Below are 22,316 nucleotides of genomic sequence, written 5' to 3'. Positions count from 1 at the left end.
GATCATGAAAAAGAAAGTTATTGTCGCTTGTGGTGGTGCAGTTGCAACTTCAACTTTGGCTGCTGAAGAAATTCAGGAGTTATGCAAAGAACATGGAATTTCATTGGAATTAGTGCAATGTCGTATTAATGAAATTGATACTTATCTGGATGGAACAGACTTAATTTGTACTACTTCAAAATTGACTCGTGATTTTGGTGATATTCCATTAGTTCATGGTATGCCATTTGTATCTGGTGTAGGTATAGATGAACTTAAGGAAAAAATAGTGGGTATTTTGAAAAACTAATAATGAGTTAGTTAAATAACCGATGACATAAGGGGGTAAATTATGTTTTCTGAAATCATGCAGTATATTTTGGATCTTGGTCCTGCGGTAATGCTACCAATCCTAATTATTATTTTCTCATTAATACTAGGGATGAAATTTGGCGATTCCTTCAAATCTGGATTACAAATTGGTATTGGCTTTGTTGGGATTGGATTGGTAATCGGTTTGATGCTGGATAGTATTGGGCCAGCCGCAAAAGCTATGGCTTATAATTTTGATATTGATTTACAAGTAATTGATTTGGGGTGGCCAGGTACAGCACCGATTACATGGGCATCGCAGATTGCATTAATTGCAATTCCAATTGCTATAGCAGTTAATATTTTAATGTTAGTGTTGAAAATGACACGTGTTGTAAATGTGGATATCTGGAATATTTGGCATATGACTTTTACTGGCGCAATTGTGCATATCGCGACAGGTTCATATTGGTTGGGTATTTTAGGAGTCGTGATACATGCGGGATTTGCTTATAAATTGGGTGATTGGTTTAGTAGAGATACTAAGCATTATTTCGAATTAGATGGTATCGCAGTTCCACATGGTACATCAGCCTATTTGGGACCAATTGCGGTATTGATTGATAGTATTATCGATAAAATTCCTGGATTAAATAAGATTAATTTCTCAGTAGATAATTTACAGCAACGTTTCGGTACATTAGGTGAACCTGTTACTGTCGGTTTCATCATCGGGGCTATCATTGGTATCTTAGCTGGTTATCCGATAAAAGATATTCTTCAATTAGCAGTAAAAACAGCGGCGGTTATGCTATTGATGCCTCGTGTCATTAAACCAATTATGGATGGTTTAACTCCAATCGCAAAACATGCTCGTAAGAAATTACAAGCGAAATTCGGTGGTAAAGAATTTTTAATCGGTTTGGATCCTGCGTTATTACTTGGTCACTCTTCAGTTGTTTCGGCAAGTTTACTCTTTATTCCAGTCACAATTTTAATTGCAGTGTTGTTACCAACAAATAAAGTATTGCCATTTGGGGATTTAGCGACTATCGGTTTCTTTGTTGCTATGGCTGTGGCAGTACATAAAGGTAATTTGTTTAGAACATTAGTTTCTGGAATCATCATTATGTCCATTACTTTATGGGTTGCTACACAAACTATTCCGTTAGTAACACAATTAGCAGCGAATGCTGGTACTTTAAAAACAGGCGAATTAGTTGGTTCAATGGATCAGGGTGGTGCGCCAATTACTTATCTACTGGTACAACTTCTAACTTTTGAAAATGTTGCTGGGCTGCTTGTCCTTGGTGTGGTGTATTTCTTAGCAATTTTCATGACATGGAAACGGGCAAAAGCAGCTGAAAAAGCAGAATTAGCGACACAAAATGTGGTAGAGAAATAAGAGGTGTAGATATGAGAGCAGCTGTTGTAAAAGCTAATCGTGAGTTAGTAATTGAAAATATTGAAACTCCACAAATTGAAAACGCTGAAGATGTGTTAGTCAAAGTAAAATTTTCTGGAGTGTGTGGCTCAGATATTCCACGCATTTTTCATGAAGGTACGCATTTTTATCCTATAGTTTTAGGTCATGAATTTAGTGGATTTGTTGCTGAAACAGGGTCAAAAGCAACAGAGTTTAAAATTGGTGATCAAGTTATTTGTGCACCTTTATTACCATGTTTTGAATGTGAGGAGTGTAAAAAAGGATTTTATTCTCTTTGTAAAAATTACACTTTTGTTGGATCACGACGTAATGGGGCTAATGCGGAATATGTTTGTGTTAATAAACATAATTTAGTTAAAGTAAATGCTAAATCTAATCCGCTGTATAACTCATTTATTGAACCAATTACTGTTGGGTTACATGCAATTAATTTAGCAAATGGTTGTGAAAACAAGAATGTCATTATTGTTGGCGCAGGTACTATTGGCCTGCTTGCTGCTCAAGCAGCAAAAGCACTTGGTGCAGAAACAGTAAGTGTGATTGATATCAATCAAGAGAAGTTGGATTTAGCCGAGGAGTTAGGTGTAGATAAAACATTTAACTCGATGAATTTAAGTGCAGAACAGATTTATGAGCAACTGAATGATAATCGGTTTGATCAGTTAATTCTGGAAACTGCTGGTGTGCCAAAAACAGTTGAATTGGCAATTCAGATTGCGGGGCCACGTGCGCAAATTGGTTTAATTGGCACTTTACACCATGATTTAACTTTAAATCAAAAAGTTTTTGGTCAAATTCTGCGTAAAGAATTGATGGTTTTAGGGTCTTGGATGAATTATTCAAAACCATGGCCAGGTTCGGAATGGACAAAAGCTGCGGAATTAGTGGATAAAGGAAGTATTAAAATTGATCAACTAATTCTATCTGTCAATGATATTGAAGATTACATTGATGCAGTTAAAAAGCTTGATGGCAAACCGATGAACGGAAAAATTGTTCTAAAATTTGATTAATTGAATGCTGAAATCAGCTATACTACCTCGAAAAGCCGGGAGCGTGTATATCTAAATAACACGCTCTTTCCAAGGAGTTTATATGAATACGTTTGAACGTCGAAATACGATAATTGAATTATTACGCGAAAAAGGTTCTGTTGTAGTAGCAGAATTAGCGAAACAATTTAATGTTTCTGAAGTATCTATTCGTACAGATTTACGTGTTCTTGAAGAGCAAAATCTGCTGGTACGCTTTCATGGTGGCGCCGGTTTACCAACAAATCTTTCTCAACCACAAGCCCAGCAGGTACAGCAAGAAGAAACCTTGTTAGATGAACGTTATCAGCTTTCACGTGATCCAAAAATTGAAATTGCTAAAGTGGCAGTAGGCCTCGTAAAAGAAGGCGATACCATTATTCTTGATAGTGGAAGTACTACAATGATGCTTGCGATGGAGTTGGTGAAGGTGAAAAATATTACAGTGATTACGAATAATTTGCCTGCGGCTTCAATTCTTTCTGATTCACCTGATATTACATTAGTTATTTGTGGTGGTTATGTTCGCCATAAAACTCGTTCTATGCATGGTACGATGACAGAGAATTCTTTAAAAGGTATTCGTGCTGATCTTATGTTTGTTGGTGCTGATGGAGTAGATCCTAAAGTAGGATTAACAACTTTCAATGAAGGGTACGGTATCAGTGCGGTAATGGCAGATATTTCAGCAAAGGTTATCTGTGTAGTAGATTCTACGAAGTTTAATCGAAGTGGCTTTAATTTAGTATTACCGATGAATAAAGTTGATTTGCTCATTACTAATAGAAATATCTCTGAACAAACTAAATTAGAATTAAGTAATTCAGGTGTTGAATTCAAATTAGCTTAATTTATTACCACTTATTATTTTGTTCTAAGTCTTGCATTTTAATTATTTCTTATTTGGAAACGATGTTTTGCAAAAAACATCATTGTTCCCTGTGCCACAGTTATCTAAACTGCAACAATCTTTTTATGATTTCTCATATTTTTTAATGGAGTATTTTTAAATGAGCAAATTAGCAATTGTTTATTTTTCAGGTTATGGTCATACCCGTAAAATCGCCGAAGCGGCAGTAAGACCAGGTGTAGAATTAGTTGAAATCGATCAAAATGGTGAATTAACAGAGGCACAATGGCAAACATTAAATCAAGCTGATGCTATTGTGTTTGGTGCGCCAACTTATATGGGTAATGCACCATGGCAATTTAAGAAATTTGCTGATGCGACATCTAAAATTTGGTTTGTTAGAGGTTGGCAAGATAAAGTTTTTGGTGGCTTTACTAACAGTGCAAGTTTTAATGGTGATAAACAAGTAACCTTAATTTCAATGCAAACTTTAGCTTCACAACATGGTGGTATTTGGGTGAGTTTAGGCTTGGCTTCGGCAAATAGCAAAGCAGCACAACGTACTGATATTAATAACTTAGGTGGTTCAGTTGGTGCATTAGTACAAACTCCGGCAGATGCTTCTGTTGAGGAAATCCCACAAGGTGATATCGAAACAGTTAAGGCTTATGTTGCACGAGTACAACAAATTGCAGATAAATTAGCGTAATCCATATTTATACTGCAACAAGGAATGTGCAGTAATATTGGTGAAAGGAGATCAGCAACAAGAAGTTGGACTATTTTGCGTTATACACAAGATAGTCCAATTTTTATGCCTCACTGAAAAAAGCCAAAATGGTTTCTATACTAACGGGTTTCATTTGATTGGCATCGACACCAACATCATATCGTAATAGCTTGTTGGCACGATTATTAAAATTGTATTCGGCGCGATTGTGCTGATGACCATGTAAATGGTAAGCGCCACGATAGAAGCCGTCCCATTCCGCAATTGGATAATGAAATAACACAAAAGCTGCATTTTTATAATGTAGAGTGTAATAGTCTTTTACCCAAACAAATAAACTGCGGTCAAACTCTTTTTGCTCCAGATAATGTTCATGATTACCGCGAATCAGATATTTTTTACCATTTAATTGGCGCAGAACAGTATTAGCACGTTCCGCGCCTTTTAAGGTGAGATCGCCTAGAATATAAATTTCGTCTGATGGTGTAACAGTGTTATTCCAATTACGAATTAATGCACTATCCATTTGTTCAGCATTACGGAATGGTCTATTGGTATGTTTGATAATATTGTCATGGTAAAAATGGAGATCAGAAGTGAAATAAATCATAACAGATACCTTTTGATGTCGAAGGATTTATTGGTTAGGAGCTTATCTGGCAATATTTCTGGCGGAAAGTCATGGGAGTCGAACCCACCCAAGACTGCTGGCAGCCTTAACAGGATTTGAAGTCCTGCCGCCTCACCGGAGACGACGACCTTCCACACTGATTATTCACGAAGAACATTGGGAAAAGAGGCTTCATTTTACTGAATTTTTTCGATAAAAACAGTATTATTTAAGTCTGCTTAATGATTAGGAAATACTTATGTCTGCGCTCTATCGACAACTCCCCGCTATTGATCGTTTATTAAAAACAGAATTTGGTACTCAGTTATTAGCAACATTTGGTCACATTGCCACCGTAAATATGATGCGTATTCAGTTAGAAAAGGCACGTGAGCAAATTAAACAACATCAACAACTGCCAGATTATTGCCAAACAGAGCAGAGTTTTCTGCAACATATCCAACAACAATTACAGCAACAGCGCCAAGTAAATATCCAACCTGTGCATAACTTAACTGGTACAGTATTGCATACCAATTTGGGACGAGCGATTTGGTCAGAAGCAGCGCAGCAAGCAGCGGTAAATGCAATGCGGCAGAATGTGGCATTGGAATTCGATTTACAACAAGGGAAACGAGGACATCGTGATCAAGCAATAAGCGAATTGATTGCGCGTTTAACTGGTGCAGAAGCCGCTTGTGTCGTAAACAATAATGCGGCAGCGGTGTTGTTGATGTTAGCGACTTTTGCTCAAGGCAAAGAAGTCATTATTTCTCGTGGTGAGCTGATTGAAATTGGCGGCGCATTTCGTATTCCCGATATTATGGCGCAAGCTGGCTGTAAATTAGTTGAAGTAGGAACGACAAACCGCACCCATTTACGCGATTATGCACAAGCGATCAACGAAAATACAGCGTTGCTATTAAAAGTACATAGCAGCAATTATCAGATTGTTGGTTTTACGACAAGTGTCAGTGAAGAAGAATTAGTGCAACTAGGGAAAGAGAAAGGTATCCCTGTGATAACGGATTTAGGCAGTGGCGCCTTAATTGATTTTCGTGAGTACGGTTTACCTTATGAACCACAAGTACAACAAAAAGTAGCAGCAGGCGTAGATTTAATTTCATTCTCTGGCGATAAATTATTAGGCGGGCCACAAGCAGGTATTATTGTCGGTAAACAGGAATGGATAGATCAATTGCAACGGCACCCATTAAAACGTGTTTTACGTTGTGACAAAGTGATTCTAAGCGGTTTAGAGGCAACATTACGTTTGTATTTAGAGCCGGAAAATTTGGCGCAGTCCTTACCAACATTAAACGCATTAACTGCGGATTTAACGCAATTAACCGAAAATGCACAACAATTACAGCAAGCATTACAGCAAAAATTAGCAGAGCGTTTTGAGATTGCTATCAATAATAGTGATGCACAAATCGGTAGCGGTTCACAACCTACAGCAAAAATTCCATCTATTGCAGTAACATTGCAGCCAAAATCGACGAAAAGCGAAGATTTATATCAATTAGTGACACAACTTAAAACGTTATCACAACCGATTATTGGACGAATTGAGGCGGATAAATTATGGTTGGATTTACGCAGTGTTGCGGATATTGAGGCATTATTAACAACGGTGAATGAATTATGATTATTGTAACAGCAGGTCATGTTGATCACGGTAAAACAGCATTATTACAAACTTTAACAGGTACTAATGCAGATCGTCTGCCAGAAGAAAAAAAACGCGGTATGACAATAGATTTAGGTTATGCTTATTTGCCTGTGGACGATAAGATTTTAGGCTTTATTGATGTTCCTGGGCACGAAAAATTTTTGTCAAATATGTTGGCTGGTTTAGGTGGTGTTGATTATGCGATGTTAATGGTGGCGGCAGATGAAGGCATCAAACCGCAAACAATAGAACATTTAACACTATTAAGACTGTTGCAATTTAAACAGATCATTGTGGTGATTACTAAAGCGGATCGCGTTGAGTCCGAACAAATTATGCAGTTGTTGCAAAAAATTCACCAACAATTTCCTTTTTTAGTCGATAGTCCCACCTTTATCACTTCCGCTTATACAGGTACTGGTATTGATGCGTTGAAAGAGTATCTTAGCCAATTAACCAATTATGCTCGACAAGACAAACCGTTCCGTTATGCGATTGATCGTGTCTTTAATGTCAAAGGTGCGGGTTTAGTCGTGACGGGCACTGTATTTAGCGGCAAAGTGAGTGTTGGTGATGAAGTTTATCTTTCTGATCAACAGCAAACAGTGAGGATCAAAGCGATTCACGCGCAAAATCAGCCATCAACAATTGGGGTGGCGGGGCAGCGTGTAGCATTAAATCTTGCTATGGAATTGGATAAAGATGATATTAGCCGCGGCGATTGGTTAAGCAGTTTAACCACTTTATTGGCGACAGATCGCATTACCGTTGCTTTAAATTCAGTTCACACGATACAAGATTCACAGGCAGTCCATATTTATCACGCTGCCAGTCATACTATTGGGAAATTGAATGTTTTAATTCGGTTGCCAGAAATGATTTTGGCGGAAGTGATTTTAGATAAACCGCTATTTATCGCAGTGGATGATAAATTAATTTTGCGTAATGGTGATGATCAACAAACCTTGGCTGGAGCGAAAGTATTAGAAATTAATTCACCAAAACGTCATAAACGCAGCGCTGAGCGTTTTGCTTATTTGCAAAAATTATTGGCTTGTCATCATAGTCACCAACGAATTCATTATTATTTACAGCAACAGGCGTTGCCATTAGCGCAAGTGCAATGGATGGAACAACTAACAACGGCGCAAATTACTTCTTTGCAGCAACAAGAAACATGGCATATTTTCCGCGATTGGTTGTTTTCAACTGAATATCAGCAATATCAGCAAAAATTACTGTTAGCGGCGTTAGAAACTTTTCATCAACAACATCAAGATCAATTAGGTGTTAGTAAGGCGCGTTTATGGCGTATGGCGGCATTAAACCAACCGATGCCGCTGATTTTACATTTAATCGAACAATTAATTGCGGATAAGAAATTGTTGCAAACCAATGGCTGGCTGCATCTACCGCAACATCAGATTGCTTTTTCTGCATCAGAGCAACAATTGTGGCTGCAAGTGCAAGCGGAATTTGCTAAAACAGATCAGCCAATTTGGGTACGCGATATGGCGAATTTATTGGCGATTGATGAAGATCAGATGCGCCGTTTTATGTATAAAGCAGGCAAAATGGGCTATTTGGTACCGATTGTGAAAGATCGTTTTTTCCGTCAGGAAGATATTCAACGTTTTGCTTTATGGTTAAAAAGCTATTTATTGGAACATGGCGCTATTTCAGTTAATGAAGTGCGCGATCATTTCCAATTTGGTCGTAAATTAGCGGTGCAATTAATAGAATATTTTGACCGTTCTGGTTTTTTACGGCGTAAAGGCAATGTCCATTTATTGCGCGATAGTGACTCCTTTTAAAGCTTAATAGCAGCGTACATAACCACCGCGGATTTGTTGGATCACACCTAACATTTCTAATTCCAGCAAATCCGTTAACAGTTGTTCAATTGGACATTGCAAGGCAATGGCTAATTCATCAGGCGATATAGGTGTAGCAGTATTGAGTTGTTGATAAAGCGCTTGATGTTCTGGTGGAATATCAGGTTTGATTACGGTTGTTGGTGCAGTGGGTTTGGTTGTAGTTTTGATACTAATAGTGGTATTTTCGCTTGGTATCAAAGGCGTTACGGCAGCGATTTGCGGCGCCAAAATTTCTAAAATATCTTGTCCGCTTTCCACTAACCAAGCGCCTTGTTTAATTAAATGGTGACAACCTTGACTCAATGGGTTATCTAGCGCGCCTGGCACAGCAAAAACTTCACGATTTTGTTCTAATGCGTAGCGAGCAGTAATTAAGGAACCGCTTTTAGACGAAGCTTCTATCACTAAAGTACCAAAGGATAGCCCGCTAATAATACGATTGCGACGTGGAAAGTTTTCCGGAATGGGCGGTGTATCGGGAATCAGTTCCGATACTAAGGCGCCATCTGTATCTAAAATATGCTGCGCTAATTTTTGATGGCGCGCAGGGTAAATAGTATTTAAACCACAACCTAATACCGCAACGCTTTTTCCTTGATTAAGTAGTGCCGCCTGGTGGCAGATACCGTCAATACCTAGCGCTAAACCGCTGGTAATGGTAAGCCCTGCTTGTGCGAGTTCACTGGTAATGGTTTTAGCGCAATGCTCGCCATATGGCGAACAATAGCGGCTGCCTACGACAGCGATTTGTGGCGCAGATAACGCATTAATGTTACCTTTGACAAACAAAATGGGCGGCGCTGCGTTGGTTTGACGAAGTAACAGCGGGTATTGCGCATCGAGCAGAGTAATCATCTGGTGATGTTGTTGCTGTTGCCAAGCAAGTAATTCATCAATTAACCGTTGATTAGGCGAAAACCAAGCATTGATTTGCGTTGTTGTCCAACCAATATGACGTAATTGAGTCTGATCGTATGCTAGCAAATCAGCTAATGAAATCTGTTCTAATAATTGCTCGATTTTAGTAGCACCAAATTGCGGCAATAAACTAAGACGAAGTAGAGTTATTAAAGTCTGCATAATGAATCTTACTAAAAAAGAAATAGCATATTGAAAGCGTAGTAGATGTCAGATATTCGTGGTGGAATTTGTGAAACTGATCGAACATTACAGAAAAATTGTTACATCATAGAAACAAATCGCGCTGTTAATTAGATAAAAAATCAGTAAAATGCGTTGTTTGCAAAAAAGAGGAAGAAAAATGGCTATTTTAGAAGTATTGTGTTTTCCAGATGAAAGATTGAGAACGATCGCGAAGCCGGTTGAAGTAGTAGATGATGAGATTCGCGAGTTTATTGATAATATGTTTGAAACAATGTACGAACAAGAAGGAATCGGGCTTGCAGCAACACAAGTTAATCGTCATCAACGTATTATTACCATTGATGTTGAAGGCGATAAAAACAATCAACTGGTATTGATAAATCCAGAAATTGTTGAGAGTTGCGGTGAAACGGGTATTGAAGAAGGTTGTTTATCAGTGCCGGGTTTTCGCGGTTTAGTTGCTCGTAAAGAAAAAGTAACAGTGAAAGCGCTCAATCGCCAAGGCGAACCTTTTACGTTAGAAGCAGACGGTTTATTGGCAATTTGTATTCAACACGAAATCGATCACTTGAATGGAGTGATGTTTGTTGATTATTTATCGCCGCTGAAACGTAACCGTATTAAAGATAAGTTAGTGAAATATAAGAAACAATTAGAACGTTCACAAAAGGCATAATCTTAGCAAGTTGATTAAGCGCTGCTGTAAAAGTGGCGCTTAATTTTTTATTTTATTGAAGAAAAATTCTTAGCAGCATTTTGATTTATAAATGATCTAAATCTTTCTTGTTCTTGAAGATACCTAAAAAACAAAGGCAGAAGATCGAATAATCTTCTGCCTTTCTCGCTAAACGTTAATCAACGTTAGAACTGGAAGCCAACGCCTGCACCGACAGTGGTATTTCCTGCAGTATTATGTCCCGCATTAAGTTTCAATACGATCTTACCATTATCAGAAACACGAGAAATACCAATTGCTACTGCTTGTTGTGAACGATGTGCTCCAGTACCAATTGCGACCATACTCTTACCTGGAATATAAGCTTGTGGCAATCCAGACATTGCACCGGCTGTTGCTGCAACGCCATCAATATCTTCCGATAAATCTTTCATTTGACCACCTAGCGCTTGTTTCATTTGTCCCAAATTAACCGCGTCAGTATCAGCGACACCCGGTGCAACGTTAGTAATACGATTACCGCCGTTATTTAATCCGCTTGAGGTTACACTAACCTGTTGTTGCGGATTATTGCTGTTGGTAATAGTAATACCATTACCGTTAACCACTGTTGTATTACCATTGTCATCAATAAATTGTGCTGAAGTTAAGCCTTTAAGCTCTTTTGCTAATTTGATTTCCAAAGTATTGTCAGCAGTTTTCACAACACCAATATTGTTGCTGCTTAACTCACCGGTTGCTCCGCCTTTAATATTCAACGCAGTTCCTAATGGACGATGTAGTTCATTACCTTGATCATCAACAAAAGTAGTGCCTGCTTGAGCAACGGCTTGTAAATCGGAAAGGTTAGCAGCAGTATTCATCTCTGTACCTCTTTTCTCTAACAAGCCTCCGTTACCATCTTTGTTACTACCAGCGACAACTTCACGTGCTTTATCTTGACTTACTGGAGCCTCTTTAGTATCTACATTTAAGGCACTGGCAATATTTGCTAATTGTGCCGGAGTAGTGACGGAACCATCTTTCGGATTAACCAATTTAGCAACCATTAAGACGTGTTCATCTGCTACTTGTTTTGGCGCCTGTTCATCACTCAATGCTTCTAACGTATTCCCATTAATCTCATACCATTTACCATCAGTAGCATTAAAGGCTTTACCAGAAGTATCTTTCTCTTTATAGAAATAGAACTTGCCATCTTTACCTTTTACTTTAGTCAATTTGTCACCGCCATCATCAACATAAGCAACAGTTTGTTCTACATGAACATTAAAGGTATTTGGTTCTAGTTTGTTAGTTGTACTACTGTTGTTAGTGTTAGTAGCATTTTCTGCTGGTTCAGTATTATTGGTAGTTTCTCCAGCCGATGGTACTGTTGAAGTATCTGTATTAGGTGGAGTATTAGGCTGAGTAGTCGCAGCTGAAGAATTGCCACCAGTACTACTATCCTCACGATTCGGTTCATTTTGCGTTACAGTTGCTCCACCACTGCCGGTAACAAAGTTTACGGTGTTATTATTGACGAAGTTCCATAATGCATAAAGTTGTGAACCATTAACTGCATCGGTCGAATTTGGTCCAATTAAACCTGGAGCAACATTTTGTAACACACGACCTACTGATTTACCATTTTCAATACGACCAAAGGTTACTACGCCACCATCTGTCTCTCCAATTCCAGCAAAATTAAAGGTCATACCGCGTATTGTATAATTAGTAAAACCTGATTCACCTGCAGTATTGATTGTTTTCTTTAAAGTTGCGGTAGAATAATCACCAATATAAACAGAGTTATTACTGATTACATTAACATTAGAACCAAGTACATAAGCATTGCTTGCATTAAAGAGGATATTAGAACCCAAGGCGTAGTTATTGGTTTGGTTGTTGGCAACAATAATATTAGAACCTAATAGGGTGTTGTTTTGAGTGCCTGTACCAATCGCAATATTGGAACCGAGGACGATATTGTTATTAGCTGCCGTTTTGATTAAATTGGCGTTTGACCATGCTCCCTTTGTGTTGCTTGTTAAGTAAGTGGAGATGTCAGCATTTTTAATTTGAGCAAAGTCGGCTGTAGCAATATTAAAGTTAATATAGTTATTAGACCCTGCTAAGAAGTTATTAGCTGAATTATAACCAATGGTGTTAGAAGAGCCTATCACCGAGTTTTTACGAGAGGTGAGTAGGTTAGTTTTATCGCTTTTGATAAGATACAGTTTGGAAATTTCTTCTGTGTTATCAACTAACCCATTAAAGCTCTTATTATCCAGACTAGCACCTGAATAAGCGGCTTGGATATTATTTTTGGAACCAATCAGCATATTATCATCACCACTGGTGAGGATATTTTCCGATCCAAATATGCTGTTGCGGAAAGAGAGGTCACGGATGCTGTTGTCTGAACCAGTGACTGAGTTATTGGCAATACGATTATAGAAACCATCGCCCATACCACCGTCGTCTTTGTTCTTTTCGTTCTTGAAGACGGCATCGCCTTGTCCTACATTAGGGTTAAAGCCTTCGGTGCGGTTATCAGCACCGATAACCGTATTAAGATTACCCCAGAAGCGCATGCCTGATTGATCGTTCTTGGCTAAGACATTTCCTACAGTTTGGTAGGTGCCGTCTGTGTTGAATATATCGTTCCATCCGCCCGTAGTGCCATAGAATTTATTTTGCCCCCCCACCGAGGATAATATTACCATAGCCGACAGCTTGCATATTGGCACCGATGGCGACGCTTTGTCGAGACCATTCACCAGCTTTTACGTTAAACCCCATGGTGATACCAAAGCGTCCTACTGAGCTATAAGCATCGCCAATAGACGTATTAGCAATGACAACCCCGCCATTACCGTAAACACGGTTAAGGTTACCGATAGCAAGCCCAGAGTTACCGATAACACTGTTATAAGAACCGTAGACAACGGCACCAGCTCGCTCACCGTTAGCTTTAGATGCACTTGTATTCAGGCTCGGGAAAATAGTGGGTTGGCCAGCTTCTGTGGGAGTGTAACCATTATTAAAGCCAGTAAATACACTCGGCATAAACCCACCGGCAGAATTTGATCCTGTATAGCTCCCTGCTGCTAAGGTACCTACTAACAATCCTAGCTGGTTGTTCCCTGTTCCTATGCCAAAACCAGTAGCGTTACCCGCGGTGGTGTGATTTCCCTTATTGTTACTCGTTGCAAAAATCACAGAATACTGACTACTCTTGCTGTTAGAGGAGAACGATTTTTTACCTTTATCGTAATCGTAAAGACTGGAATCAGTGGATGAGTCAGGATTAAGTAGGGTGACCGTGGTTTTTTCGGTGGCAACGTTTGTGCCGTTCTCACCTGAACCGTAAGACATCAAATGCAAACCATTGCCATCTACCACCGTTTGCACAGTACCTGATCGCGAATTCCTTCTAAAAGGGTTGTTCTTCCCATCTTGATATTCAGAGCGTATCGCACCGATGTTGTTGCCTTTGTTGTCATCTGTGTAGGACAGTGCACCGGCCATGTATTTATAGATGGTATCGCGACCTGTGCGTATAATTGAACCGAATGCTAAAGCACTGACATCGCCATAATCCATAATGAGGTTGCTGCCGTTGGTGTCTTTGGGGAGGATTTCTTTGTAGCCAGATTTAGTATAGGGGAGATACTTATCTATAAAGTAAGAAGGAAAGCTGCTTTCTGTGATTACAGGTGAACTGTTCCAAAGCAATTTATTGTCATCGGTAGCCATGCTGAGGACGCCGACGCCCTTGCCTGCTGTTATACTTTCAACCTTGCTCTGATTATAAAAAGTAATTTGTGGTGTTCTATTCTTGGATTCCAAAACCAAGCCGTATCTATCTACCAGACCTCTTGGATTCGTATCGGGTTTCTTGTTCTCAGTCGGTCTTTCCTCCAACAGTTCCAATGTCGGTGTGGATGCATCCCCCGTGGTTGACTGTTTGTCCGGAGAACCGTAGCCCTGCATACTTAAAGAAGCTTTATAAAAACGGGAGTCCTTCACCGGCATACTAGCATTGTCATGGGTACGGAAAATCGTCACCGAAGACACATCGTCTATGCGCTGAGTAGAATAGGGTTGATCATCCTTACCCGTAGCAGGACCATTTGCGTAGGTAATGGAGGATATATTAGTTAGTTTGTCCGCTAGGGCAACTGTTACTGTATTATTCGCCCCAGTGATGTTGATGTTGTTACTGCCATTAAAGACGACGCTGCTGGCGGTGTCTGTGTTGCAGGAGGCATCTACTAATGTGGCTGCAGTGCCGTCGGTATCACAGTACACCACGCTTGGGTTAGAGGTTCCATCAATTTTTAATCCGCCTGTCGCCGCCCACACATTCATAGAGCCTATAGCCGCACTACCGCCTAATATTGCTATCGCAATTGCGGTTGTAAAACGATTTAGAGAAAATTTATTATTTGAAGTGGCTTGGCGCTTATCGGTAGTGCTGTATTTGCTGTGAGATTTTGCTAATTCTGAAGTGACGACAAATTGACCTATACGATAGTTAAAGATAACTTTAAAAACTCTATTCAACATTTTACCCCCCCTACGATATGTAAATTTTTTCTATATTTGTGTAAATAAAAAAATATAAAGTGAATGATAAACAATAATGCTTGCTTAGTATAAGTCGATTAAATTGTGATCACAAGCAAATTTTCTTGGTAAAGCTGGTGTGGTGAAGGTCAAAATTGATCGTAAAAACAACAAGAAATTAAATAAAGAATTAAATTTTATCAGTTAAATCTACTATGTAATTTTTGTAAATGTGAGTTGTAATAAGATAATTAATATTTTTTACTGGGTTTTGTCATTTTATTAGATTTTAATTCTAATTTAATTTGATTTTATGGTGGTTGTGATGAGATCTACCTATTTTTAATAGTGTAAGATGTTGTTTATTTTGAGAGAATGTGTTTGCGGTACCACAATCAGTATAATTTTATAAGGTAATAATTAGTGGATGAGTTGTAGTGGTAGATATAAATAGTTTTTTGTTGTTGAAAGGTTGAATTTGGGGTGTTTTGGTTAACTGTTTAAGAAAACTAACTTTAATTTTCTATACGTTCTTCAATCTTGAAGAGGATTTCCACTGTAAAACGTGGAGTTAAAACTAGCTTAATTAGCACTTACCTCTTAACGAAATTCAATAAAAATTAATTTGATTTATCTCAAGGAAAAGAGATCTAACCTGGAATATACCTAATAACGGGTACTGACTTAGCAAGTAGTTTCTTTAGAATAACCGACGAATAAATAACCTTTTAATAAATACTTGCGTAAATCGTGCAAAACCTTGATTTATCCCGTCGAAAATTTCTTTCTGGTAAATTCCGCGAAGCGGCTACTGTTGATGTTGCACGCGTAATTCTACCGCCTTGGGCAGAGGCAGCTGCTTTTTGGGAAAAATGCACACAATGTGGGGACTGTATTCAACAGTGCGAAACGCAAGTATTAATCAAGGGTGAGCGCGGTTATCCGGAGATCTGTTTTACGCAAGCAGAATGCACTTTTTGTGGAAAATGTGCCGAAATTTGTCAGCAACCGATATTTCGACCAATTACCACCGACGCTTGGCAGCATAAAATTGCAATTGCTGCGACTTGTTTAACGCAAAAGCAGGTTGAATGTCGTAGTTGTCAGGATAGCTGCGAATGGCGAGCGATCTCATTTAAACCGATGTTAGGCAAAGTGGCACAGCCACAATTAGACCTCGAAGCTTGTAATGGCTGCGGCGCTTGTGTAGCGGCGTGTCCAGTGCGAGCAATTGAGATGTTAAATACGCAGGCAGAGTGATGACAGAAAAGATTACGATGGAAAATGCCGAAGAGTGGCACGTTTGCGGCGTTGTGGTACAAGGACGACCAGAAAAATTGGCGCAAATTTCAGAGAAATTACTGGAAGTTCCGCATACGGAGATTCACGGTTCTGATCCAGTGTTAGGGAAGTTGGTTGTGGTGATGCAATCTCATAACCAGCGGATGTTGTTAGAAAATATGGAAAATGCACGCAATATTGATGGCGTCATCAATGTATCATTGGTGTATCACCAGCAAGACTTAGCTGATTGATTTTTTGTGGGGAGATGACAATGAATTTAAGTCGACGTGATTTTATGAAAGCCAATGCGGCTACTGCGGCAGCGGCGGCTATCGGAATGACTATTCCGATCAAAAATGTTGAAGCAGCAGATTCTTCCATTCGATGGGAAAAAGGGGTTTGCCGTTTCTGTGGTACGGGTTGTGGCGTATTAGTGGGTACACAAGATGGTCGTGTAGTTGCTTCGCAAGGTGACCCAGATGCAGAAGTAAACCGCGGTTTGAACTGTATTAAAGGGTATTTCTTACCAAAAATTATGTATGGTAAAGACCGTTTAACCCAACCAATGTTGCGTATGAAAGACGGTAAATACGACAAAAATGGTGATTTCCAACCAGTAAGTTGGGAAGTTGCTTTCAGCACAATGGCGGAAAAATTTAAAGCAGCAATGGCGAAGAATGGTAAAAATGCGGTTGGTTGCTTTACTTCCGGTCAATCGACCATTTGGGAAGGTTATGCGTTAAATAAACTGTTCAAAGCTGGTTTACGTTCTAACAACGTTGACCCGAATGCGCGTCACTGTATGGCGTCTGCGGCAGTAGCGTTTGCACGTACTTTCGGTATTGATGAGCCGATGGGATGCTATAACGATATTGAACAAGCTGATGTGATGGTGCTTTGGGGCTCTAATATGGCAGAAATGCACCCGATTCTATGGTCACGTATTTCAGATCGTCGTTTATCTCACCCAGATTGCAAAATTGCGGTGCTTTCAACTTTTGAACATCGTAGCTTTGAATTAGCGGATTATGGTTTGGTCTTTAAACCGCAATCTGACTTAGCGATTCTTAACTATATTGCTAACTACATCATTCAAAACAATGCGGTTAACCAAGATTTCGTTAATAAACATACTGTGTTTAAGAAAGCGGATACCGATATTGGTTATGGCTTGCGTCCAACTCATCCACTCGAAAAAGCGGCGAAAAATGCCGGCAGCGGTAAGATGGCTGATTGTACTTTTGAAGAGTATAAAGCGTTTGTATCTGAATATACGTTGGATAAAGCGCACGAAATCAGTGGCGTTGATAAAAACTTACTTGAAGAATTGGCGAAGATTTACGCTGATCCAAATAAGAAAGTGGTGTCTTTCTGGACAATGGGCTTTAACCAACATACTCGCGGTGTGTGGGTGAACCAATTAATGTATAACGTGCATTTGCTTACAGGTAAAATCTCTTTACCAGGCTGTGGTCCATTCTCATTAACAGGTCAGCCGTCAGCTTGTGGTACTGCGCGTGAAGTTGGTACTTTCGCTCACCGTTTACCAGCGGATTTAGTGGTTACTAATCCAAAACATCGTGAAACTGCGGAAAAAATTTGGAAGATCCCAGCAGGGATTATTTCTGACAAGATCGGTTTACACGCCATTGCTCAAGACCGCGCATTGAAAGATCGTAAACTCAATGTGTTGTGGGTAATGTGTAACAACAATATGCAAGCTGGTCCAAATATTAACCAAGAACGTTTACCGGGCTGGCGTGATCCTGAAAACTTTATCATTGTATCTGACCCTTATCCGACATTGAGTGCGGTATCTGCGGATTTAATGTTGCCAACCGCAATGTGGGTAGAAAAAGAAGGGGCATATGGTAATGCAGAACGTCGCACCCAATTCTGGCACCAAATGGTGAAAGCGCCGGGCGAAGCGAAATCTGACTTATGGCAATTAGTGGAATTTTCTAAATACTTCAAAACTGATGAAGTATGGCCAGCAGATATTTTAGATAAAAATCCAGAATATAAAGGCAAGACATTATACGAAGTGTTATTTACCAATGGACAAGTGAATAAATATCCATTAAGCGATATTGGTGATCATCCAAATGATGAATCAGAACATTTCGGTTATTACATTCATAAAGGATTATTTGAAGAGTATGCAACATTTGGTCGTGGTCATGGACACGATTTAGCAGACTTCGATATGTACCATAAAGCGCGCGGCTTACGTTGGCCGGTTGTTGATGGTAAAGAAACTTTATGGCGTTATCGTGAAGGTTATGACCCATATGTGAAAGCTGGTGAAGATATTAGCTTCTATGGTCAGCCAACTAAACGTGCCGTCATTTTAGCAGCACCGTATGAGCCACCTGCAGAAGCACCAGATCAAGAATATGATTTATGGTTATCAACAGGTCGTGTGTTAGAGCATTGGCATACCGGTACGATGACTCGTCGTGTTCCTGAATTACACCGTTCATTCCCGAACAATGTGTTATGGATGCACCCATTAGATGCGAAAGATCGTGGTTTGCGTCATGGTGATAAAGCGTTAATCGTTTCTCGTCGTGGTCAAATGGAAACCTTGATCGATACACGTGGACGTAATAAACCGCCAAGAGGTTTAGTGTTTACTACTTTCTTCGATGCGGGACAGTTAGCCAATATGCTGACATTGGATGCAACCGATCCAATTTCTAAAGAGACCGACTTTAAGAAATGTGCGGTTAAAGTAACAAAAATTTAATCAATAGAAAGGCGCACCTTTCTGCAACGATTGAGTAAAAAACAATTGATAAAAGAAAGGTGCAAATTCCCATAAGTCACCAAGAGTGAATAAGAAATCGTATGAAGCGCGACAATACACGAAATGACAATTCGACATCGAGCAAGGGTTTTACACCTGAGCGTCGTCGTTTCTTAAAAGATGCTGCTCGTACTGCTGGTGGATTGGCAGGTTTAGGCGTATTGCTTAGTGTGCCGCAAAAGCAGAGTTTAGCGCGTGAAGGTGTGGCATTACGACCGCCGTTTGCGTTATCTGATGAGAAAGCGTTTAGTGATGCTTGTATTCGCTGTGGACAGTGTGTACAAGCTTGTCCGTACGATATGTTGTATCTCGCTTCTTGGGTTTCTGCTTCACAAGCGGGAACGCCTTATTTTATTGCGCGGCAAAAACCTTGCGAGATGTGTGAGGATATTCCTTGCGCGAAAGCGTGTCCAAGCGGCGCGTTAGATGCCAATGCTGAGGATATTAATCAAGCCAAAATGGGCTTAGCGGTGCTATTGGATCACGAAACTTGCTTAAACTGGCAAGGGTTGCGTTGTGATGTTTGTTATCGTGTTTGTCCGTTAATTGATAAGGCGATTACGTTAGAAAATCAGCACAATGAACGTACTGGTAAACACGCGTTGATGATTCCAACAGTCCATTCCGAAGCTTGTACCGGTTGTGGTAAATGCGAGGAAGCTTGTGTATTAGAGGAAGCGGCGATTAAGGTATTACCGCTTTCGTTAGCAAAAGGAATGTTGGGTGAGCATTATCGTTTTGGCTGGCAGGAAAAAGCAAAAGCCGGGAAGTCTTTGTTGTCCGAAGAAACGATTAGTTTGCCTGTGCGTATGCCGGAGGTGAAATAATGGCAAATTCACCAAAAGTCGCTGGAAAAGAAGCTAGAGAAAAATTGGGTTGGTGGCATGCAAATCGTTTTTTGATTTTGCGTCGTTTTTCTCAATTTGCTGTATTGGCGATGTTTTTAACAGGGCCGCTATTTAATGTGTGGATTTTACGCGGTAATTACAGCGGCAGTTTATTGTTAGATACGGTGCCGTTAAGCGATCCTTTAATTACAGCGGAAAGTTTAGTCACTGGTCATATACCGAGTTTTACTACGCTATTAGGCGCGGCGATTATTATCGCTTTTTATGCGTTAGTTGGTAGTAAGGTGTTTTGTGGTTGGTGTTGTCCGTTAAATGTGGTGACGGATAGTGCCGCTTGGTTAAGACGTAAACTTGGTTTTCGCCAAACTGCAAAGCTACCGCGTTCATTGCGTTATTGGTTATTAGCGGTGATTTTAGTTGGTAGCGCAGCAAGTGGGACTTTATTGTGGGAATGGATTAACCCGGTTGCAACTTTGGGCCGCGAATTAATTTTTGGTTTCGGCGCAGGTTTGTGGTTAATCGCGACAATTTTTTTATTTGATCTTTTTGTTGCAGAGCATGGTTGGTGCGGGCATTTGTGTCCAATTGGGGCGACACATGGCGTGATTGGCGCTAAAGGGCTGATGCGGATCAAGGTAATTGATCGTGCGCGTTGTGATAATTGTATGGATTGTTATAACGTTTGCCCAGAAGCACAGGTATTGCGTGCACCATTACATGGTAAAAAAGAAGAAAGTTTATTGGTTCTTTCAAAAGATTGTATCAGTTGTGGACGTTGTATCGACGTATGCGCTGAAAAAGTATTTAAATTTTCAACAAGATTTGATCATTCTGGGGAGTGAGAAAGATGGCAAAGAATAAAACTGTTTGGACTATGGCTGCGGCACTTTTCGCAAGTATAATGGCGACTTCGGTAATCGCAGCAGAAGCAAATCCAAATAATGACGGCTTAGCGAAAGAGGGTGTGAAATTAGAACACACGGCGGAAAATGTTGCACCACAAGTGCATAATGTACCGAAAGAAGGTGGCCAACAAGCGCTAAATTATGTAAATCAACCACCATTGATTCCGCATAGTGTTAGCGGTATGCAAGTCACTAAAAATGTTAATCAATGTTTAAATTGTCATAGTGCAGAAAATGCACGTGTTACTGGTGCGACTCGTATTAGTCCAACCCATTTTATGGATCGTGATGGCAAGATTAGCGCAAATGCTTCACCACGCCGTTATTTCTGTTTGCAATGTCATGTCCCGCAAACCGAAGCGAAATCAATTGTGCCAAATGAATTTAAACCATTACCGGGCTATGGCCAATAATTAGGTTAGAGGAGAACGATAATGACCGCAGAAAAACCGAAAAAATCGGGATTGTTTGGCTTAATCAAGCGCTTTTGGACTTGGTTTAGAAGCCCAAGTAAAATCGCCGTAGGGACGTTAATTGTGGTGGCGTTTATTGCTGGTATCGTGTCATGGGTTGGTTTTAATTATGGCTTGGAACAAACCAACACCGAAGAGTTTTGTGCTAGCTGTCATACCAATGATGTGTATCCAGAATATTTGCATACTGCGCACTATCAAAACCGTAGCGGTGTGAGCGCAAGCTGCCCAGATTGTCACGTACCACACGAATTTATTCCGAAAATGGTACGTAAGATTAAAGCAGCGCGTGAAGTATATGCTTACTATATGGGGTATACCGATACGTTAGAGAAATTTAATGCACGTCGTGCGCATATGGCAGAACGTGAATGGGAGCGTATGAAAGATAATAACTCTCAAGAGTGTCGTAACTGCCATAAATTTGATCGTATGGATTTCTCTCAACAAAAGACAGTGGCAGCGAGAATGCATGAGTTGGCAATCAAAGAAAATAAAACTTGTATCGATTGTCACAAAGGTATTGCGCACCAACTTCCTGATATGAAGGATTTGCCACCAACATTTAGTAATGTGAAACCAGAAAAAGCAGAGTAATGGTTTAGCATAGAGAGAGATCAAAGTAGATAGAAAGCGGTGTAAATAAATGCACCGCTTTTCGTTTCTGGAATAACATTACTGCTTCTGCAAAATATAATCCGCAGCATTTTCACCACTATTAATAGTTCCCTGTTCATCGCTAACCGCAAGTCCTTTTTGTGTAATCTTGTAATAACTTTTTTCGCCGCTAGCTGGTGTATTTAAGGTAATAACTTGATTAGTGATGGTGTAAATACCGTTTTCGGTAAAAGTTGCATCTTTTTTGCCTAGATATTCGCTGGTTAAGTTAAAACTTTTATCTTCATTAAGCGATAAAGAGGTTTTAATACCTTCGCAATCGGCACAAGGCAAGGTGCCTTGATATTGTCCAACAACTGCAGCGTGATTGTCTGTTGTTGTGGTTGTTTGCTGACAACCGATGAGAGTAGCTGCTGCCAATAAGGCAAATAGATAGTTGAGTTTTTTCATATGGACTCCTTTTTTGATGTAGATCGTATGAAAATTATTTAGCATAGTTATTAACCTATCATATTAATAAGATTAAGGCGAATA

At 39.8% G+C, this 22,316-nt stretch carries 20 protein-coding genes and 1 tRNA gene; 15 read left to right on the top strand and 6 right to left on the bottom strand.

Translation table 11 applies throughout. The annotated features are described in order from the left end of the window. Positions 1-4 precede the first annotated feature (4 nt). The 5 genes from gatB to NYR30_RS12075 all read left to right on the top strand — a co-directional run bounded on the left by gatB (position 5) and on the right by NYR30_RS12075 (position 4,328). Complete coding sequence (gene gatB, locus NYR30_RS12095) at positions 5-289, top strand: PTS galactitol transporter subunit IIB (protein ID WP_066104116.1); 285 nt, start codon at positions 5-7, stop codon at positions 287-289. Positions 290-331: 42 nt separating this feature from the next. After that, a complete protein-coding gene (locus NYR30_RS12090; protein WP_066104119.1) occupies positions 332-1,696 on the top strand; it encodes a PTS galactitol transporter subunit IIC in 1,365 nt (454 codons plus the stop codon). An 11-nt stretch (positions 1,697-1,707) separates the two neighbouring features. Next, positions 1,708-2,751 carry an alcohol dehydrogenase catalytic domain-containing protein gene (locus NYR30_RS12085; RefSeq protein ID WP_066104121.1) on the top strand — a complete coding sequence of 348 codons (1,044 nt, stop codon included), beginning with the start codon at positions 1,708-1,710 and terminating at the stop codon, positions 2,749-2,751. Positions 2,752-2,833: 82 nt separating this feature from the next. After that, positions 2,834-3,619 carry a DeoR/GlpR family DNA-binding transcription regulator gene (locus tag NYR30_RS12080; RefSeq protein ID WP_066113598.1) on the top strand — a complete coding sequence of 262 codons (786 nt, stop codon included), beginning with the start codon at positions 2,834-2,836 and terminating at the stop codon, positions 3,617-3,619. Positions 3,620-3,779: 160 nt separating this feature from the next. After that, positions 3,780-4,328, top strand: a complete 549-nt coding sequence (locus NYR30_RS12075; protein ID WP_066104123.1) for a flavodoxin family protein — start codon at positions 3,780-3,782, stop codon at positions 4,326-4,328. 103 nt (positions 4,329-4,431) lie between these two features. Here NYR30_RS12075 and NYR30_RS12070 read toward each other — a convergent pair whose 3' ends face one another. Further along, on the bottom strand, positions 4,432-4,959 hold the full coding sequence (locus tag NYR30_RS12070; RefSeq protein WP_066104126.1) for a metallophosphoesterase: 528 nt from the start codon (positions 4,957-4,959) through the stop codon (positions 4,432-4,434). A 59-nt stretch (positions 4,960-5,018) separates the two neighbouring features. Further along, a tRNA-Sec gene (locus tag NYR30_RS12065) sits at positions 5,019-5,113 on the bottom strand. 105 nt (positions 5,114-5,218) lie between these two features. On the opposite strand from NYR30_RS12065, the gene selA reads away from it, so the two are divergent. Together selA and selB are read left to right on the top strand one after the other, a co-directional pair. Beyond that, positions 5,219-6,610: an L-seryl-tRNA(Sec) selenium transferase gene (selA, locus tag NYR30_RS12060; protein ID WP_066104129.1), complete on the top strand. Its 1,392-nt coding sequence runs from the start codon at positions 5,219-5,221 to the stop codon at positions 6,608-6,610. Beyond that, on the top strand, positions 6,607-8,448 hold the full coding sequence (gene selB / locus NYR30_RS12055) for a selenocysteine-specific translation elongation factor (RefSeq protein ID WP_066104131.1): 1,842 nt from the start codon (positions 6,607-6,609) through the stop codon (positions 8,446-8,448). Before selA ends, selB begins: the two co-directional genes overlap by 4 nt. Before the next feature lie 3 nt (positions 8,449-8,451). Here the strand turns inward: selB and dprA are convergent, their stop codons facing one another. After that, on the bottom strand, positions 8,452-9,591 hold the full coding sequence (gene dprA / locus NYR30_RS12050) for a DNA-processing protein DprA (protein ID WP_302501230.1): 1,140 nt from the start codon (positions 9,589-9,591) through the stop codon (positions 8,452-8,454). A 181-nt stretch (positions 9,592-9,772) separates the two neighbouring features. Between dprA and def the strand changes: the two genes are divergently transcribed. Next, complete coding sequence (gene def / locus NYR30_RS12045; RefSeq protein ID WP_302501229.1) at positions 9,773-10,291, top strand: peptide deformylase; 519 nt, start codon at positions 9,773-9,775, stop codon at positions 10,289-10,291. Positions 10,292-10,476: 185 nt separating this feature from the next. Here the strand turns inward: def and NYR30_RS12040 are convergent, their stop codons facing one another. Together NYR30_RS12040 and NYR30_RS12035 are read right to left on the bottom strand one after the other, a co-directional pair. Beyond that, positions 10,477-12,999: a YadA family autotransporter adhesin gene (locus NYR30_RS12040; RefSeq protein ID WP_302501228.1), complete on the bottom strand. Its 2,523-nt coding sequence runs from the start codon at positions 12,997-12,999 to the stop codon at positions 10,477-10,479. Further along, a complete protein-coding gene (locus NYR30_RS12035; RefSeq protein WP_302501227.1) occupies positions 12,965-14,845 on the bottom strand; it encodes an ESPR domain-containing protein in 1,881 nt (626 codons plus the stop codon). Before NYR30_RS12035 ends, NYR30_RS12040 begins: the two co-directional genes overlap by 35 nt. A gap of 750 nt (positions 14,846-15,595) precedes the next feature. Here NYR30_RS12035 and napF point away from each other — a divergent pair. The 7 genes from napF (at position 15,596) to NYR30_RS12000 (ending at position 21,761) form a co-directional block, all read left to right on the top strand. Continuing rightward, the gene (gene napF / locus NYR30_RS12030) at positions 15,596-16,105 is read left to right on the top strand and encodes a ferredoxin-type protein NapF (protein ID WP_066104140.1); all 510 of its coding nucleotides are present in this window, start codon (positions 15,596-15,598) and stop codon (positions 16,103-16,105) included. Further along, positions 16,105-16,380, top strand: coding sequence for a chaperone NapD (locus NYR30_RS12025; RefSeq protein ID WP_066104143.1), 276 nt, complete (start codon positions 16,105-16,107; stop codon positions 16,378-16,380). Before napF ends, NYR30_RS12025 begins: the two co-directional genes overlap by 1 nt. 20 nt (positions 16,381-16,400) lie before the next feature. Further along, on the top strand, positions 16,401-18,878 hold the full coding sequence (gene napA, locus NYR30_RS12020) for a nitrate reductase catalytic subunit NapA (RefSeq protein ID WP_066104147.1): 2,478 nt from the start codon (positions 16,401-16,403) through the stop codon (positions 18,876-18,878). 101 nt (positions 18,879-18,979) lie between these two features. Beyond that, a complete protein-coding gene (gene napG, locus NYR30_RS12015; RefSeq protein ID WP_066104150.1) occupies positions 18,980-19,765 on the top strand; it encodes a ferredoxin-type protein NapG in 786 nt (261 codons plus the stop codon). Continuing rightward, positions 19,765-20,628 (top strand): quinol dehydrogenase ferredoxin subunit NapH, encoded by an 864-nt coding sequence (gene napH, locus NYR30_RS12010; protein WP_066104154.1) that lies wholly within the window; start codon positions 19,765-19,767, stop codon positions 20,626-20,628. Before napG ends, napH begins: the two co-directional genes overlap by 1 nt. Before the next feature lie 5 nt (positions 20,629-20,633). Further along, entirely contained in the window at positions 20,634-21,104 is a 471-nt protein-coding gene (locus NYR30_RS12005; RefSeq protein ID WP_066422126.1) for a nitrate reductase cytochrome c-type subunit, read from the top strand. Positions 21,105-21,125: 21 nt separating this feature from the next. Further along, positions 21,126-21,761: a cytochrome c3 family protein gene (locus NYR30_RS12000; RefSeq protein ID WP_066104161.1), complete on the top strand. Its 636-nt coding sequence runs from the start codon at positions 21,126-21,128 to the stop codon at positions 21,759-21,761. Between the two features lie 78 nt (positions 21,762-21,839). Here the strand turns inward: NYR30_RS12000 and NYR30_RS11995 are convergent, their stop codons facing one another. Next, a complete protein-coding gene (locus tag NYR30_RS11995; protein WP_302501226.1) occupies positions 21,840-22,232 on the bottom strand; it encodes a copper resistance protein NlpE in 393 nt (130 codons plus the stop codon). Positions 22,233-22,316: the final 84 nt, after the last annotated feature.

Origin of the sequence: Gallibacterium salpingitidis (assembly GCF_030517105.1) — a bacterium.
Taxonomy (GTDB): Bacteria; Pseudomonadota; Gammaproteobacteria; order Enterobacterales; family Pasteurellaceae; genus Gallibacterium; species Gallibacterium salpingitidis.
This window is presented reverse-complemented; position numbering and strand designations above follow the sequence as displayed.

Coding starts and splice junctions, on each gene's coding strand:
- NYR30_RS12085 (WP_066104121.1), top strand. CDS start 1,708: ATGAGAGCAGCTGTTGTAAAAGCTAATCGTGAGTTAGTAATTGAAAAT.
- NYR30_RS12035 (WP_302501227.1), bottom strand. CDS start 14,845: ATGTTGAATAGAGTTTTTAAAGTTATCTTTAACTATCGTATAGGTCAA.
- NYR30_RS12025 (WP_066104143.1), top strand. CDS start 16,105: ATGACAGAAAAGATTACGATGGAAAATGCCGAAGAGTGGCACGTTTGC.
- NYR30_RS12000 (WP_066104161.1), top strand. CDS start 21,126: ATGACCGCAGAAAAACCGAAAAAATCGGGATTGTTTGGCTTAATCAAG.
- selB (WP_066104131.1), top strand. CDS start 6,607: ATGATTATTGTAACAGCAGGTCATGTTGATCACGGTAAAACAGCATTA.
- dprA (WP_302501230.1), bottom strand. CDS start 9,591: ATGCAGACTTTAATAACTCTACTTCGTCTTAGTTTATTGCCGCAATTT.
- NYR30_RS12070 (WP_066104126.1), bottom strand. CDS start 4,959: ATGATTTATTTCACTTCTGATCTCCATTTTTACCATGACAATATTATC.
- selA (WP_066104129.1), top strand. CDS start 5,219: ATGTCTGCGCTCTATCGACAACTCCCCGCTATTGATCGTTTATTAAAA.
- NYR30_RS11995 (WP_302501226.1), bottom strand. CDS start 22,232: ATGAAAAAACTCAACTATCTATTTGCCTTATTGGCAGCAGCTACTCTC.
- NYR30_RS12090 (WP_066104119.1), top strand. CDS start 332: ATGTTTTCTGAAATCATGCAGTATATTTTGGATCTTGGTCCTGCGGTA.
- NYR30_RS12080 (WP_066113598.1), top strand. CDS start 2,834: ATGAATACGTTTGAACGTCGAAATACGATAATTGAATTATTACGCGAA.
- gatB (WP_066104116.1), top strand. CDS start 5: ATGAAAAAGAAAGTTATTGTCGCTTGTGGTGGTGCAGTTGCAACTTCA.
- napG (WP_066104150.1), top strand. CDS start 18,980: ATGAAGCGCGACAATACACGAAATGACAATTCGACATCGAGCAAGGGT.
- napH (WP_066104154.1), top strand. CDS start 19,765: ATGGCAAATTCACCAAAAGTCGCTGGAAAAGAAGCTAGAGAAAAATTG.
- napA (WP_066104147.1), top strand. CDS start 16,401: ATGAATTTAAGTCGACGTGATTTTATGAAAGCCAATGCGGCTACTGCG.
- NYR30_RS12040 (WP_302501228.1), bottom strand. CDS start 12,999: ATGGTAATATTATCCTCGGTGGGGGGGCAAAATAAATTCTATGGCACT.
- def (WP_302501229.1), top strand. CDS start 9,773: ATGGCTATTTTAGAAGTATTGTGTTTTCCAGATGAAAGATTGAGAACG.
- NYR30_RS12075 (WP_066104123.1), top strand. CDS start 3,780: ATGAGCAAATTAGCAATTGTTTATTTTTCAGGTTATGGTCATACCCGT.
- NYR30_RS12005 (WP_066422126.1), top strand. CDS start 20,634: ATGGCAAAGAATAAAACTGTTTGGACTATGGCTGCGGCACTTTTCGCA.